The 15,250-nt window shown below is 61.9% G+C and carries 15 protein-coding genes and 1 riboswitch; of the genes, 3 read left to right on the plus strand and 12 right to left on the minus strand.

Annotation, left to right across the window (positions count from 1 at the left end; all coding sequences use genetic code 11):
* Window positions 1-72: 72 nt before the first annotated feature.
* From ACA047_RS22200 to cobO, 6 genes are read right to left on the minus strand one after another with little or no spacing between them, the layout of a single operon-like run.
* Complete coding sequence (locus ACA047_RS22200; protein WP_497352978.1) at window positions 73-1,524, minus strand: cobyric acid synthase; 1,452 nt, start codon at window positions 1,522-1,524, stop codon at window positions 73-75.
* Window positions 1,521-2,513: a threonine-phosphate decarboxylase CobD gene (cobD, locus tag ACA047_RS22205; protein WP_497352980.1), complete on the minus strand. Its 993-nt coding sequence runs from the start codon at window positions 2,511-2,513 to the stop codon at window positions 1,521-1,523. The genes ACA047_RS22200 and cobD overlap by 4 nt, the downstream gene beginning before the upstream one ends.
* Window positions 2,506-3,414 carry an adenosylcobinamide-phosphate synthase CbiB gene (gene cbiB / locus ACA047_RS22210; RefSeq protein ID WP_497352982.1) on the minus strand — a complete coding sequence of 303 codons (909 nt, stop codon included), beginning with the start codon at window positions 3,412-3,414 and terminating at the stop codon, window positions 2,506-2,508. Before cbiB ends, cobD begins: the two co-directional genes overlap by 8 nt.
* Window positions 3,411-4,061: a 5,6-dimethylbenzimidazole synthase gene (gene bluB, locus ACA047_RS22215; RefSeq protein WP_497352984.1), complete on the minus strand. Its 651-nt coding sequence runs from the start codon at window positions 4,059-4,061 to the stop codon at window positions 3,411-3,413. The genes cbiB and bluB overlap by 4 nt, the downstream gene beginning before the upstream one ends.
* Entirely contained in the window at window positions 4,058-5,437 is a 1,380-nt protein-coding gene (locus tag ACA047_RS22220) for a cobyrinic acid a,c-diamide synthase CobB (RefSeq protein ID WP_497360488.1), read from the minus strand. Before ACA047_RS22220 ends, bluB begins: the two co-directional genes overlap by 4 nt.
* An 11-nt stretch (window positions 5,438-5,448) precedes the next feature.
* Entirely contained in the window at window positions 5,449-6,075 is a 627-nt protein-coding gene (gene cobO / locus ACA047_RS22225; RefSeq protein WP_497352986.1) for a cob(I)yrinic acid a,c-diamide adenosyltransferase, read from the minus strand.
* A gap of 81 nt (window positions 6,076-6,156) precedes the next feature.
* Window positions 6,157-6,367: riboswitch (cobalamin riboswitch) on the minus strand.
* Between the two features lie 158 nt (window positions 6,368-6,525).
* Here cobO and ACA047_RS22230 point away from each other — a divergent pair.
* On the plus strand, window positions 6,526-7,110 hold the full coding sequence (locus tag ACA047_RS22230; protein ID WP_497352988.1) for a hypothetical protein: 585 nt from the start codon (window positions 6,526-6,528) through the stop codon (window positions 7,108-7,110).
* 66 nt (window positions 7,111-7,176) lie between these two features.
* A complete protein-coding gene (locus ACA047_RS22235; protein ID WP_497352990.1) occupies window positions 7,177-8,490 on the plus strand; it encodes a PQQ-dependent sugar dehydrogenase in 1,314 nt (437 codons plus the stop codon).
* A gap of 62 nt (window positions 8,491-8,552) precedes the next feature.
* Here ACA047_RS22235 and ACA047_RS22240 read toward each other — a convergent pair whose 3' ends face one another.
* The 6 genes from ACA047_RS22240 to ACA047_RS22265 form a co-directional block, all read right to left on the minus strand.
* Window positions 8,553-9,215: a class I SAM-dependent methyltransferase gene (locus ACA047_RS22240; RefSeq protein ID WP_497352992.1), complete on the minus strand. Its 663-nt coding sequence runs from the start codon at window positions 9,213-9,215 to the stop codon at window positions 8,553-8,555.
* A gap of 15 nt (window positions 9,216-9,230) precedes the next feature.
* Complete coding sequence (locus ACA047_RS22245; RefSeq protein WP_497352994.1) at window positions 9,231-9,764, minus strand: C40 family peptidase; 534 nt, start codon at window positions 9,762-9,764, stop codon at window positions 9,231-9,233.
* A gap of 164 nt (window positions 9,765-9,928) precedes the next feature.
* Complete coding sequence (locus tag ACA047_RS22250) at window positions 9,929-10,555, minus strand: C40 family peptidase (RefSeq protein ID WP_497352996.1); 627 nt, start codon at window positions 10,553-10,555, stop codon at window positions 9,929-9,931.
* A gap of 212 nt (window positions 10,556-10,767) precedes the next feature.
* Window positions 10,768-11,472, minus strand: a complete 705-nt coding sequence (gene hda, locus ACA047_RS22255) for a DnaA regulatory inactivator Hda (RefSeq protein ID WP_497352998.1) — start codon at window positions 11,470-11,472, stop codon at window positions 10,768-10,770.
* Between the two features lie 181 nt (window positions 11,473-11,653).
* Window positions 11,654-12,727, minus strand: coding sequence for an AI-2E family transporter (locus ACA047_RS22260; RefSeq protein ID WP_497353000.1), 1,074 nt, complete (start codon window positions 12,725-12,727; stop codon window positions 11,654-11,656).
* A 31-nt stretch (window positions 12,728-12,758) separates the two neighbouring features.
* Complete coding sequence (locus ACA047_RS22265) at window positions 12,759-13,817, minus strand: DUF2066 domain-containing protein (protein ID WP_497353002.1); 1,059 nt, start codon at window positions 13,815-13,817, stop codon at window positions 12,759-12,761.
* 364 nt (window positions 13,818-14,181) lie between these two features.
* On the opposite strand from ACA047_RS22265, the gene purM reads away from it, so the two are divergent.
* A complete protein-coding gene (gene purM / locus ACA047_RS22270; protein WP_497353004.1) occupies window positions 14,182-15,240 on the plus strand; it encodes a phosphoribosylformylglycinamidine cyclo-ligase in 1,059 nt (352 codons plus the stop codon).
* Window positions 15,241-15,250 lie beyond the last annotated feature (10 nt).

Below are 15,250 nucleotides of genomic sequence, written 5' to 3' on the forward strand. Positions count from 1 at the left end.
ACAGGGGATTTATGTACACCACAGAACCCATGTGGGAACGAGCCTGCTCGCGATGGGGCCAGCCCAGCCACCCTAGATTCCACAAAGCTCACGCAACAACCCGGTATCCAAATGTCGCTCCACCAGATCCGCCAACCGCTCGATGTCCCGCTCGCGCAGGGCGTGGTAATCCACCGTTTGCACATTCTGCAACCCGGCCCAACGCAACAAGGCGCTGCAGGACTCTGGAGACTCGAACAGACCGTGCAGGTAGGTGCCGAAAATCTGTCCGTCAAGGCTTTGGGCGCCGTCACGGCGGCCGTCATCCAGGTGCACCGCCGGGTTTTCCAGGGCGGGGCCGGTGGTCACGCCGGCATGGATCTCATAGCCGCTGACCTCGGCATCTTCCAAGGCCAGTCGCCCGCGCACATTGCGCAGTTGTTTCTCTTGTTCCAGGGTCGTTTCGAGGGCCAACAGGCCCAGCCCGGCACTGGAACCCGTCGCGCCTTCCAGCCCCAGCGGATCGTGGACCTGCTGGCCGAGCATCTGCAAACCGCCGCAAATACCCAGCAGTTTGCCGCCGTAGCGCAGGTGACGATGGAGGGCCGTTTCCCAACCGTTGGCCCGCAGATAGGCCAGGTCGCTGCGCACACTTTTCGAACCCGGCAGGATGATCAGATCGGCCGGCGGGATCGCCTGGCCGGGGCCGATGAATTGCAGGTCGACCTGCGGGTGCAGGCGCAGCGGGTCAAAATCGGTGTGGTTGCTGATGCGCGGCAATACCGGCACCACCACCTTGAGCACCTGTTCGGCCTTGTCGGCCTGACGCTGATCGAGGCCGTCCTCGGCTTCCAGGTGCAGGTCCATCACGTAAGGCAACACGCCAATCACCGGTTTGCCGGTGCGTGCCTCGAGCCAGTCCAGGCCCGGTTGCAGCAAAGCGATGTCGCCACGAAAACGGTTGATGATGAAGCCCTTGACTCGTGCCTGCTCACTGGGCGAAAGCAACTCCAGGGTACCCACAAGATGGGCGAACACCCCGCCGCGATTGATATCGGCGATCAGCAGCACCGGGCAGTCCACCGCCTCGGCAAAGCCCATGTTGGCAATGTCACCGGCCCGCAGATTGATCTCGGCCGGTGATCCGGCGCCCTCCACCATCACCACCGGATACGCCGTGCTCAACCGTTGGTGGGAGGCCAACACCGCTTGCATCGCGATGGCTTTGTAATCGTGATAGGCCACGGCATTCATGGTAGTGACAGCGCGGCCATGAATGATGACCTGGGCGCCGGTGTCACTGTTGGGCTTGAGCAGCACCGGGTTCATGTCGGTATGAGGTTCAAGCCCGGCAGCCTGGGCCTGCACCGCTTGGGCGCGGCCGATTTCGCCGCCATCGGCGGTTACCGCACTGTTAAGGGCCATGTTCTGTGGTTTGAACGGCACCACGCTCACACCTTGACGCCTGAGCCAACGACACAGCGCGGTGACCAAGGTACTTTTGCCGGCATCGGAGGTGGTGCCCTGCACCATCACAGTGGTCATTGGATGTCCTTGGCGTAGGCCTCAAAAGCCTGTTCTAGGCGCAGGAATTCGCCGTCATCGGCCGGGAGTCCGAAACGCAGGCTGCTGTTGTTCGCAAACAACCGCAGGAGAATGCCGCGACGGGCCATGAAATCGTAAAGCGCCTGGGCGTGTTCGGTGACCAGCCATTGGAACAACCCGCAGCCGCCCTGGGGCTTGAAGCCATGGCGTTCGAGCATCAGCGCCAGGCGCTGGCTGGTTTCTTCGCAGCGCTGTCGCTGGCGAGTGTGGGCCGCGGTGTCCAGCAGGCACGCCTGGCCCAATACCCGGGTCGGCCCGCTGATGGCCCACGGTCCAACTTGTTCGGCGAGTAACTTGAGCAAGCGGCGCTCGGCCAATACAAAGCCCAAGCGAACCCCGGCCAAGCCAAAAAACTTGCCGAACGAACGCAGCACGATCAGCCCGACCTGATGGGCATGGGCGGCCAGGCTCAGGGGCGGCGTGATGTCCATGAAGGCCTCATCCACCACCAGCCAGCCACCGCGCTGGGCCAGTCGCGAATGCCAGTCCAGCAGACGCTCGGGGGCCAGGTTCAGGCCCGTAGGATTGTTGGGGTTGACCACCACCAGCACGTCGAGGCTGTCGAGGAAGAAATCCACTTCCGACTCCAGCACTTCACGCACGATGTAACCACCGCGACGCCAGGCTTCGGCGTGCTCGGCGTAACAGGGCGACAGCACCCCGACCTTGCCTACTCGGCGCAAGCGCGGCAGCAGTTGAATGGCCATCTGCGAACCGGCCACCGGCAGCACATGCAACGCCCCGTAATAATCGCAAGCAGCTTGCTCCAGTCCGTCATCGGTTTCAGGCAGACGCGCCCAGGCCCGCAGGGGAATCGCCGGGACGTCGAACGGCCAGGGTGCCAGTCCACTGGACAAGTCGAGCCAGTCGGCCTCGGCAATGCCGTATTGCCGGGCCGCGTTGCCCAGGCGCCCGCCGTGTTCAAGCATAAAACTCCGCTCCCAGGCAGAGAATCAGCAGCCATAACCATACGCCGCGCTGGACCAGTTGCCAGCCACGATCAATGGTGTCGGCACTCGCTGGCACGCCCTCGCCCAAGGGAGGACGCTGATGCAGCTCACCGTGATAAACCGCCGCGCCGCCCAACTCGACCCCCAGCGCACCGGCGCCAGCGGCCATCACAGGCCCGGCATTGGGGCTATCCCAGGTCGGGCCCTGGGTGCGCCAGCATTTGAGCGCCAGGCGGGTTTTTCCGAGCACCGCGTAGGTCAACGCCACCAGGCGCGCCGGAATGTAGTTGAGCAGGTCATCGATCTTGGCCGCGGCCCAACCGAAGCGCTCGAAGCGTTCATTGCGATAGCCCCACATGGCGTCGAGGGTATTGCTCAACCGGTACAACACCACCCCGGGCGCGCCCGCCACGGCGAACCAGAACAGCGCGGCGAACACCGCGTCGCTGCCGTTTTCCAGCACTGACTCGGTGGCGGCACGGGCGACGGCGGTCTCGTCCAATTCATTCGTCTGGCGACTGACCAGGTAGCTCACCCGCTTGCGTGCTTCGTCCAGGTCGCCGCTGCGCAGCGCCCGGGCCACCGGCTCGACATGTTCACCGAGGCTGCGCAGGCCGAGGGCGCAATACAACGCGAGGATTTCCACCAACCAACCCACCAACGGTGCCCAGGACAGGGCCGTGGCGAGCAGGGTCAGCGGCACTACCGCAATGACCCACGCGGTGACCCCATGGCTGCGCCATCCACGCCCGCCGGAGTTAAAGCGCTGTTCGATGCGATTGGCAAAGCCGCCGAACGCCACCAGCGGATGCCAGCGTCGGGGTTCGCCCAACAGCGCATCCAGCGCCACCGCAGCAGCACTGAGCAACGCCACACTCATGGGCTGACTCCCCAATGGTTTTCATAGAGCAGTTCATCCAGCGAACGCGGTTGCGCCCAGCCTTCCAAAGAAAGCATCGGTGCCGGGTAAAAGTCCCCGACCGGTCCCAGACAGAGTATCGCCAGCGGCTTGGCACCCGCAGGCAGGCCCAGCAGATCAGCCAGTGCCTGGGGTTCGAACAACGACACCCAGCCCATCCCCAGCCCTTCGGCGCGGGAGGCCAGCCACAGATTCTGGATCGCGCAGGACAGCGAGGCCAGGTCCATTTCCGGCAAGGTCCGACGACCGAAAATGTGCCGCTCGCGATCATCCATCAACGCCGCCACCAGCACTTCGGCGCAGTCGTTGATGCCTTCGACCTTGAGCGTCATGAACTCATCGCTGCGCTCGTTCAGGGCCTCGGCGGTGCGGATGCGCTCTTGCTCCACCAGTTGCCGGATTTCCCCACGCAAGGCGCGGTCGCTGATGCGGATGAACCGCCACGGCTGCATCAGGCCCACGCTGGGCGCCTGGTGCGCGGCTTCCAGCAGGCGGCGCAGCAGTGACGGTTCAACCGTGCCACCGGTGAAGTGGCGCATGTCGCGACGCTCGGCGATGGCGCGGTAGATCGCGTCGCGTTCGGCCTGAGGGAAAGCGTTGTCTGTCATGGCCTCTTCGCGAGCAAGCCCGCTCCCACTGGGTTTAGGTGATCCACTGTGGGAGCAAGCTTGCTCGCGAAGGCGGCTTCAAGATCGGGCGCAAACAGCGAGGCAATCGCCCTCGGATTGGACGGAAAGTAAAAGTGCACGTAGGAAGCCGTCATCCGCCCTTGCCGGAAAACCGCCTCCGCCCCACGCCCACCGTTGGGGCTATGGCCGCGAGCAATCGGCGCCAGCTCGGTGCTGGTCAGGGAATGGTGATAGGTGTGCCCACGCAGGGTGCCTTCCGGCAAATCCACCGATTGCAGTGCCAGGGCCGCCAGACGCTTTTGCATCTGCGCATCACCGGCCAGCAAACCGAGGAGTTCGGCACGGGTGCCCTCGACGTCGGTCAACGAATCCAGCAGATACAGCATGCCGCCGCATTCGGCCAGCAGCGGTTTGCCTGCTTCATGGTGAGCACGGATTGCGGCCAGCATCAGGGCATTCTGCGCTAACGCCACGTGGTGCAATTCCGGATAGCCACCGGGCAGATACAGACTGTGCGCCTCGGGCAGCTCGGTGTCATGAATCGGTGAAAAGAAGCTCAACTGCGCGCCCATGGCCCGCAGCAAATCCAGGCTCGCGCCATAGGTGAAAGCAAACGCTTCGTCCCGGGCCACGGCGATGCGAACACCGTCGAGCCATGGCTGCGCGGCGATCACCTGGGGCGCGGCGAACGTCACAGCCGGTGGCAGCGACACTTCACAACTGCCTGCCAAGGCATCGGCCGCCGCGTCGAGACGCAAGTCCAGGTCGTTCAGCTCACTGGCCTGGACCAACCCGAGGTGGCGACTGGGCAATTCGATACCGGTTTCCCGGGAGAGCGCGCCGTACCAGCGCAGGCCTTCGGTCAGGCTGCCTTCGAGCAACTGCGCGTGGCGCAAGGTGCCGACCCGGTTGGCCAGCACCCCGGCGAATGGTAAGTCTGGTTGGTACCGCGCCAGGCCCAAGGCCAGGGCGCCAAATGTCTGGGCCATGGCCGTGCCGTCGATCACCGCCAGCACCGGTACGCCGAAATGCCGCGCCAGGTCGGCGCTGGACGGCGTGCCGTCGAACAGCCCCATCACCCCTTCGATCAGAATCAGGTCTGCTTCAGCGGCGGCTTCCCACAACAGCCGTCGACTTTCCTGCTCACCGACCATCCACATGTCCAATTGATAGACCGGCGAGCCACTGGCACGCTCCAGGATCATCGGGTCAAGGAAGTCCGGACCGCACTTGAATACGCGCACCTTGCGCCCTTGGTTGCGATGCAAACGAGCCAGTGCGGCAGTGACGGTGGTCTTGCCTTGCCCCGAGGCCGGGGCGGCGATCAGCACCGCCGGGCACTGGCGGTTGTTCATGCTGGCATCACTCACAGCTCGACGCCTTTCTGCGCCTTGATGCCGGCCTGGAAGGCGTGCTTGATCATGCCCATTTCGGTAACGGTGTCGGCCAGTTCGATCATTTCTGGCTTGGCGCCGCGACCGGTCACCACGACGTGCTGCATCGGCGGGCGGGCCTGAAGATCGCTCAGGACATGATCGAGGTCGAGGTAACCGTGCTTGAGGGCGATGTTGAGTTCATCGAGCACCACCAGGCCAATGGACGGATCGCTCAGCAATTGGCGCGACACCGCCCAGGCGGCTTCGGCAGCGGCGATGTCGCGCTGGCGGTCCTGGGTTTCCCAAGTGAAGCCTTCGCCCATGACGTGAAAGCGCACCTGCTCCGGGAAGCGGCGGAAAAACAGCTCCTCACCGGTGCTGTTGCGCCCCTTGATGAACTGCACCACGCCGCATTGCATGCCGTGTCCCATGGACCGCGCCAACATGCCGAACGCCGAGCTGCTCTTGCCCTTGCCGTTGCCGGTCAGCACCAGCAGCAGGCCGCATTCGTTCGGCGAGTTGGCGATGCGCTCGTCGATCACGGCTTTCTTGCGCAGCATGCGCGCCAGGTGGCGTTCGTCGCGGTCGGATGCATTGATGATGGGGGAGCCGGTCATGGGGAAGCCTCCGTTTGGGACTGGATAACGGCGGGCGGGCACAAAAAAAGGCGGCAACAAGCCTGGCATCGCCCACCGTGATGCCGTTGGATGAATCAGGCCGGTCTCCGGGCTCATGAGCGGCGTAATGCCGGGCCGCGCGCCTTCCCATGTCATGCGGACACAGTGGCCAATACGCAGCGTTAACTCATTTACCGTTGCGGGGGCAGCGCCGGGTTCGCGTGTACTCACCGGCTTCCCTGTTTCACTTTGTCGACCAAGGTCACAAAGCACCTGAAACAAGCCGCGAAGGTTAGAGGGTTGGGGGTGGAGCGTCAATTAAAGCCGCCGCCCGTGTCGGCGCAATCATTGGCCCCGATCAATAAAGTGACGCCTATCTTGTGTGATTCTGCGGCAAGTGATATCAAAGAGACATCACACCCGATACCACAAGAACAAGAGGGCAATAGCATGCAAGGCATGATCATCAGCAATCCAAAACTGGAATTCCTGCGCCCGGTGCTGGAACGTTGGTTTGATTGTATCGACCACTACAACGCCGTGCGCGGCGATAACGACACACCTTACTGGTTCGATGAAAAAGCCAACCTCGGCTTGCTGTCGGCTGCCGCCTGGATGGCCGAGATGGTCACGCTGCAAAACACCCCGACCCGCAAACAGAATGAAGAAGGCGAACGCAACGTCAGCGCCGACCTGTTCATTGCCAGCACCGATGAACGCGCCTTCATCCAGGCCACCCAACGCTGGCCCAAGGTCAACAATCTGAACCTGGCCCAGCCCCTGTTGGAGGCTGCCAGCGATGCCAAACGCATCAGTTATGCCAGCGACCTGAAGCTGGGTTGCCTGTTCGTCTCCCCGCAAAAAGCCCAGCAGAGCGCCACGCCCGAAGAGCTGCAGGACATGATCGACGACCTGCAGAAGGAAAACACCTGCGCCGTGGCCTGGTATTTCCCTTACGCCTACCGCAAATTGCGCAACGAGGCCGGCCATTATCATCCCGGCATCGCCGTACTGTTCAAACAGGCCCACGGCTGACCGGTTGAACCATCGCGTGTCTACGCTTCTCTATGAATAACCACATGCATTCATAGGGAAGCCAGCATGCTCAAGCCACCCCATCTTCTGATCGTCGCCCTTGCCGCAGGGCTTGTTGCTTGTGGCGAGTCTTCCACACTGCAAGTGTCCGACGGCACCGGCCCATCGCCGAAGCTGCCCGAGCCGAACAAGACCCTGGTCCCCACCGTCAATATCGCCGAAGCCGTCGGCTGGCCCGACGGTGCCAAGCCAACCCCGGCCCAGGGCCTGCAAGTGGCTGCATTCGCCGAAGGCTTGGATCATCCGCGCTGGCTCTACGTGCTGCCCAATGGCGACGTGCTGGTGGCGGAAACCAACGCCCCGCCCAAGCCGGACGATGCCAAGGGCATCCGTGGCTGGGTAATGAAAAAGGTCATGGGCCGCGCCGGTGCCGGGGTACCCAGCCCCAATCGCATCACCCTCTTGCGCGACGCCAATCACGACGGCGTTGTCGAAACGCGTACGATTTTCCTGGAAAACCTCAACTCACCGTTCGGCATGACGCTGGTAGGCAATGACCTGTATGTGGCCGACACCGATCGGCTGATTCGTTTCCCGTACAAGGAAGGCGACACGCAAATCAAGGCGCAACCGACCAAGGTCGTCGATTTGCCGGGTGGCACAATCAACCATCACTGGACCAAAAACGTCATCGCCAGCCAGGACGGCAGCAAGTTGTACGTCACCACCGGCTCGAACAGCAACGTCGCGGAAAATGGCATGGCGGCTGAAGAAGGTCGCGCGGCGATCTGGGAAGTGGATCGTGCCAGCGGCAATCACCGTATCTTCGCTTCGGGCCTGCGCAACCCCAACGGCCTGGCCTGGGAACCGCGCAGCGGGGCGTTGTGGACGGCCGTGAACGAGCGGGATGAAATCGGCAGCGACCTGGTGCCGGACTACATCACCTCGGTCAAGGACGGCGCCTTCTATGGCTGGCCCTACAGCTACTACGGGCAGAACGTCGATGTCCGGGTCGAGCCACAAAACGCAGAACAGGTGGCCAAGGCCATCGCCCCGGACTACGCCGTCGGCCCTCATACTGCATCGCTGGGCCTGACCTTCGCCGAAGGCAGCACCTTACCGGCGCCGTTCACCGAAGGGGCTTTCATCGGGCAGCATGGGTCATGGAACCGTAAACCCCACAGTGGCTATAAAGTGATTTTCGTACCGTTCAACGCCGGCAAGCCGGTGGGACAACCGGTGGATGTGCTGACCGGTTTCCTGAACGCAGATGAAAAAGCCCAGGGCCGGCCGGTGGGCGTGGTGATCGACAAGCAGGGCGGGCTGTTGGTGGCCGATGATGTGGGGAACAAGATTTGGCGTGTGTCGGCGACTAAATGATGATGAATTGTGGCGAGGGGATTTATCCCCTCACCACACATTTGTTCCAGTCTGAAGCCCAATTAGAGCTTGCGACACAGCGTCAACCCATCTCCCAGGGGCAACAGCGACAAATCCACCCTTGGGTCATCCTTCAAGGCGCGATTGAGCGCCTGGATGGCGCGGGTGTCTTCACTTTGCGAGTCGACTTCCAACACCCGCCCGCTCCATAGCGTGTTATCGAACATCACCAACCCACCGCCACGCAGCAGCCGCAGCGAATGCTCCAGGTAAGTCGGGTAATTGGCCTTGTCGGCATCGATGAAGATCAGGTCAAAGGTTGCGCCCTGCCCTTGCCGTTCAAGATCGGCGAGGGTTTCCAAGGCTGGGGCCAGGCGCAGTTCGATTCGCTCGGCCAAACCGGCCTGCTGCCAATAGCGAAGCGCCGTGGCGTTGTAGTCGCCGGGGATGTCGCAGCAGATCAGCGAGCCGTCCTGCGGCATGGCCGAGGCCATGCACAAGGCGCTGTAGCCGGTGAAGGTGCCGACCTCCAGCAGGCGCCGGGCGCCGGTGAGTTTCACCAGCAGCGCCAGAAACTGCCCCTGTTCGGGCGCTATTTGCCAGCGAGCCATGGGCAGGGCTTGAGTCTCGTCCCTCAAGCGCCGCTGCAAAGGCGTCTCCCGCAGGGAAACGTCCAGCAGATACTGGTAAAGGGCGTCATCAAGGTTAAGGGAGCGAGCGGTCATGACGACCTCCGCGAATCAGGGATTGCGAGCCAGGTGTTCCGGTTGCAGTACGCGCTTGGCGCCCAGATAGGCTTTCTGCCAATAGGCCTTGGACAGGCTATCAAGCTTGACCGTGCCACCGGTGGCCGGTGCGTGGACGAAGCGGCCCTCACCGACATAGATGCCGGCATGGCTGACCCGGGAGCCGCCGCTGGTAGCGAAGAAAATCAGGTCACCGGTCTGCAACGCTTCCTTGCCAACATCCGGGGCTCGCATGCCGATCATCTCGCGGGTGGAGCGCGGCAGGGAAATACCGGCGGCGTCGCGGTACACATAACCGATCAAGCCGCTGCAATCAAAACCCGAATCCGGTGTATTGCCGCCCCAGCGATACGGCGTTCCCACCAGGCCCAACGCCCGGAAGAGCACGTCTTCGGCAGCCGGAGAAAAGGATTGCGCGGGTGCAAAGACCACCGGAGCCCGTACCGGAGCTGGCGGCGGAGTGCGGCTGGCACAAGCGCTGAGCAGCGCGGCGAGAACAATGAGAATGAGGCGGGCCGACGTCGACATATGCAGACAATCCTGATCTGGATGCGGCTTTTCTGCCGTGGGCATGAAAACAAATCCGCCTGCGTAGGACGCAGGCGGATTGCTATCAATCAATGATCAAGGATTCTAGCGGCTATGACGCAAACTTCAAGTAACACTTTAAGTTTGCCTTACAAATTGTGCGCTTACTTGCGAGCAGTGACCACGGTCGGTGCCATGGCGAGGGCGCGCTTGGCTTCGATGAAGGTCTTGTTCCAGTAGCTGTCACCCAGGCTGTCGATTCGCACGCCACCGCTGCGGCGGCTGCTGGAATGAATGAACTGGTTGTCGCCCAGGTAAATACCGGCATGGCTGACACGACCGCGACGACCGTTGGTGCTGAAGAACAGCAGGTCACCGGGTTCCAGTTGGTTACGAGCCACCAGCGGGGCATTCACGTTGATCATTTCGCGAGTGGAACGCGGCAGGTTCATGCCGGCCTCTTCGCGAAACAGATAACCGATGAAACCGCTGCAATCGAAACCGGCTTCAGAAGTGCCGCCAAAACGGTACCGAGTACCGATCAGAGACATGCCGCGTTCCAGAATGCTGTCGGCCAGCACTGGAAGTTGATAAGGCTTGCTGCCGGCGAACACTGCCAGCTCTTTGTCGTTGGCCATTTCTTCCTGGAACGCAACGGAAGAAGACTGGGCGGTAACGGAATTTTTGACCTGTGGTTGTTGCGCTTGCTGGGACACTGGGGAGTGGGCAGCGCAACCGAACAACAGGGTAACGAGTGCGAGAGGCACGAGGGGTGCGAAGCGATTTAGCATGGGCACGACCGTGGCTGAAGTAGTAAAGATGGCGAGACTATGCCCTCTATCAACCTCATTTGCAAATTCAATCGATGCAAATGTGACTTCCCGGTTTTACGTTTACATCTAAGCGCTTAAGCCCATTTTGAACGTCACGCAGCCTGCAGCCCAGCAGCGCCGCGGGTTTAGCCGCGCCAAAAACAGGCTATAAGCCACCATTGGCGACAGTTTTACCAGCCTAAAGTTTCTTTCAAAAAAGGAATGGTCAGCTTGCGTTGGGCCTGAAGTGAGGCCTGATCGAGGCGTTCGAGCAATTCGAACAGCGCGCTCATGCTGCGGGTGCCGCGGGTGAGAATGAAATGCCCGACTTCATCGGTCAGGTGCAGGCCACGCCGGGAAGCGCGCAGTTGCAATGCACGCAGCTTGTCTTCATCGGAGAGTGGGCGCATCTGGAAAATCAGCGCCAGGGTGAGGCGAGACTTGAGATCCGCCAGCTTCACCGGCAGCTCTCGCGGTGACGTCGATGCGGCGATCAGCAACCGCCGACCGCTGTCGCGCAACCGGTTGAACAAATGAAACAACGCCTCTTCCCAATCGGCCTTGCCGGCCACGGCCTGGAGATCATCCAGGCAGACCAGTTCGTACTGTTCAAGGTTGTCGAGAATTTCAACACCGCGATCCAGCAGCTCGGCCAACGGTAGATACACAGCAGGCTCGCCCATTTGCTCGAACCGCAGACAAGCCGCCTGCAACAGGTGTGTGCGCCCTACCCCGTCCTTGCCCCACAGATAAATCAGGCTCTCGGTCCAGCCGGCGTCGGCTTCGCAAAGCCGCTCCACATAGCCGAGTGCAGCGGCATTGGCGCCTGGGTAGTAGTTGATAAAGGTGGCGTCATCACGCAGACGCACACCTAGGGGCAGCTGAATCGGTTTCATGCTGACTGAACAGTTCCAAAGGAACCGTTAGTGGCCTCTGTGTAAAGTTCGCAAAGTTTATACCCGTGACGCGGACCGCACAATGCGCCGGACCACGAGCAAAATCAAAGGTTTGCGGTAGCAAGCCAATGGGGCGACGGTTTCCCTGACGCAGGGACGACCGCCACGCCCGCCATTTGCCCTACAGCTCGGGGTCTTCGGCGCCGCTATAAATGTCCGAATCCTTATACAGATCGTGCATATGACGCACCAACACCATGATGACCGCCGCCACCGGCAGCGCCAGCAGGATCCCGGTGAAGCCGAACAATTCACCGCCCGCCAGGATCGCAAAAATCACCGCCACCGGGTGCAGGCCAATGCGATCACCCACCAGCAACGGCGTCAGCACCATGCCTTCCAGGGCCTGTCCAACCATGAACACCGCGACGATGCCGATCATCGGGTACAGGTCGCCGCCGAACTGGAACAACCCGGCGATCAACGCCGCGCCGATGCCAATGACAAAACCCATGTACGGCACGATGGCTGCCAGCCCGGCGATCATGCCGATCAACAGCCCCAGCTCCAACCCCACCAGCATCAACCCGGCTGCGTAGATGAAACCCAGCGCCACCATCACCAGCAATTGCCCACGCACGAATGCCCCCAGCACTTCGTGGCATTCGCCCGTCAGGGTCATGATGCGTTCTTCGCGGTGACGTGGCAGCAGGCTGCGAATCTTGGCCATCATCAAGTCCCAGTCCCGCAGCAGATAGAAACTCACCACTGGAATCAGCACCAGGTTCGCCAGCCAACCGATCAGCGCCAAACCCGAGGCCGTGGCCTGGCTCAACACCACGCCGACGATGTCGGTGGTTTGGCCCATGTGCTCGCTGATGGCCGCCTTGACCTTGTCGAATTTCCAGAAACCGTCCGCCAACCCCAGCTTCGATTGCACCCACGGCACTGCGGTGTGCTGCAGCCAATCGAGCATCTGCGGCGCCAGCTCGTACAGGCGAAACAGTTGCTTGGCCAGCATCGGGATCAGCACCAGCATCAGGGCGCTGACAATCAACGTGAACAGCGCAAACACCGTCACCACGCCCCAGGTTCTCGACAGGCCAATTTTTTCCAGGCGATCCACCAACGGATCGAACAGATAGGCCAGCAGCAGCGCAACCAGGAACGGCGTGAGGATAGGATGCAGCAAATAGATAAGCGCAATCAGCAGGGCGACCCCACCCAACCAGAACCAACGCCGCGTATCGCCCATGAACCACTCCTAGCTATATAAAGAAAGAAAACTACCAGCGAAACCGCAGATTGGCGGCCGGCGCAGGCGTTGGCACCGCGACCGGAACCGAACCATCAGCGGCTGGCTGAGCCGCAGGCACCGGCGCGACGGCCTCACCAGCCGGAATTTCCTGCAGTTTTGCCAGGGCCAATTGCGCTTTCAACTGCTCGGCACTGCCGTTGACCCGATAGACGATCCGATCACCTTCGACCCGCTGCAACTGCCCACCGAAGGGCTCGAGCAAACGCCCAAGCGTTGCATAACGCTCAAGGTTCATACCCTGCACTTCCAGCAGCTGCTCGGTGGCCACGCCCGGCTTGGCGACGAAACGCGGCGCCAGACGCTGACTCACAGCCAACATCACCGCATCGGCCAGGGCCGCAGGATCGGCGCCCTGGGCGTTACCCTGCTCGCGCTGATCTCCCAGCCACAGGCGCCAGGTCCCATGCCACTGGCCGCCCTCTTCCTTGGCGTGGACCGCCAGCAAGGCGTCTGTCGCATACCGCTCCGACGCATCGCGCAAAGGCGCCGGGTCGTTGCCTTCCAGGTTTGGCGCGGTGGCGACGATTTGCTCGCTCAAGTCCGCCAGCGGCAAGTGCAGCGCCAGCCCCCGATGTTGCGCAGCACGACGCAGTGGCGCGGCGCTGGCCTGGCCATCGCCCACCAGGCTGGACCCTTCAACCGAGTCGTTCAGCCACCAGCCCAGGATCGATGGCCGATTCGCGCCCCACAGCGACAACCCTGCCGAACGCAATGCCCGGTCAGAGCTCGCCGGATCGAAGTCCACCTTAAGGCTTTCCGGAGGACCGGCGTCGTAGCCGTATTGAAGGATGATTTGCTGCGGGTCTTGGCGGATCGCCGCCAGAGCAGGATTCTGGGCGGCCTTGGCGTCGCCGGTCAGACGCAGCACCAGCGTATCCAGTGCGCGCAGCGTCGCCTGGTTACGCTCCTCCGGCGTCTGGCTGCTGACCGGTTCGAACACTTGATAAAGGCCATTGAGGGTTTCGGCATGGCTCGCCAGGCTGATCAACGATAAGCAGCCCACAGACAAGAACTTGAACAAACGCATGGAAGATTCCCGGACATAACGGCTGGAACAGGCCGTGTGAAGAAGATTGAGCATGGCTGTGACCACAGCACCCGGCAAAACATTCACACGCCCGATGGAAGTTTCGCACTGTCATAACCATAGCCGGTTACCGCTACACCTTATACAGACGCGCTGCGCAGTACCAATATAAGAAATATCGGTTTTTTTCCGTGGATATGTCTCTGCCCGTCGGCGCGAGGATGGCCGCTGCCCCTCAAGCCTGATAAAATCGCGCGCCTTCGCAGACCGGCAACGGCTGGCACCCGGAATAATTCGTACAACGGTTATTCAATGGCTCCAGCGGTCGGTCGTTACCCAGAAATCCCCCCTAAAGGCCTGGATCATGAGCAAGCAACCCTCCCTGAGCTACAAGGACGCCGGTGTAGACATCGACGCCGGTGAAGCATTGGTCGAACGCATCAAGAGCGTCGCCAAGCGCACTGCGCGCCCGGAAGTCATGGGCGGCCTGGGCGGTTTCGGCGCCCTCTGCGAGATCCCGGCCGGCTACAAGCAACCGGTGCTGGTCTCGGGCACCGATGGCGTCGGCACCAAGCTGCGCCTGGCACTGAACCTGAACAAGCACGACAGCATCGGCATCGACCTGGTGGCCATGTGCGTGAATGACCTGGTGGTCTGCGGCGCCGAGCCGCTGTTCTTCCTCGACTACTACGCCACTGGCAAACTGAACGTCGACACCGCCGCCCAAGTCGTGACCGGCATCGGCGCCGGCTGTGAATTGTCCGGCTGCTCCCTGGTCGGCGGCGAAACCGCTGAAATGCCAGGCATGTATGAAGGCGAAGACTACGACCTGGCCGGCTTCTGCGTCGGCGTCGTAGAGAAAGCCGAGATCATCGACGGCTCGAAAGTCGCCGCCGGCGATGCCCTGCTCGCCCTGCCTTCCTCCGGCCCGCACTCCAACGGCTACTCGCTGATCCGCAAGATCATCGAAGTTTCGGGTGCCGACATCGAAAACACCCAGCTCGATGGCAAGGCACTGGCCGACCTGCTGATGGCCCCGACCCGCATCTACGTCAAGCCGCTGCTCAAGCTGATCAAGGATACCGGCGCCGTCAAGGCCATGGCCCACATCACTGGTGGCGGTCTGCTGGACAACATCCCGCGCGTACTGCCAAAAGGCGCCCAAGCCGTGGTTGACGTGGCGAGCTGGACCCGTCCAGCGGTGTTCGACTGGCTGCAAGAGAAAGGCAACGTCGATGAAACCGAAATGCACCGCGTGCTGAACTGCGGCGTAGGCATGGTGATCTGCGTGGCTCAGGAGCACGTCGAAACTGCGCTGAACGTATTGCGTGAAGCCGGCGAGCAGCCTTGGGTCATCGGCCAGATCGCCACTGCGGCCGAAGGTGCTGCCCAGGTCGAGCTGAAAAACCTTAAGGCGCACTGATGCACGAACG

It is taken from the genome of Pseudomonas sp. LBUM1664 (genome assembly GCF_059695895.1).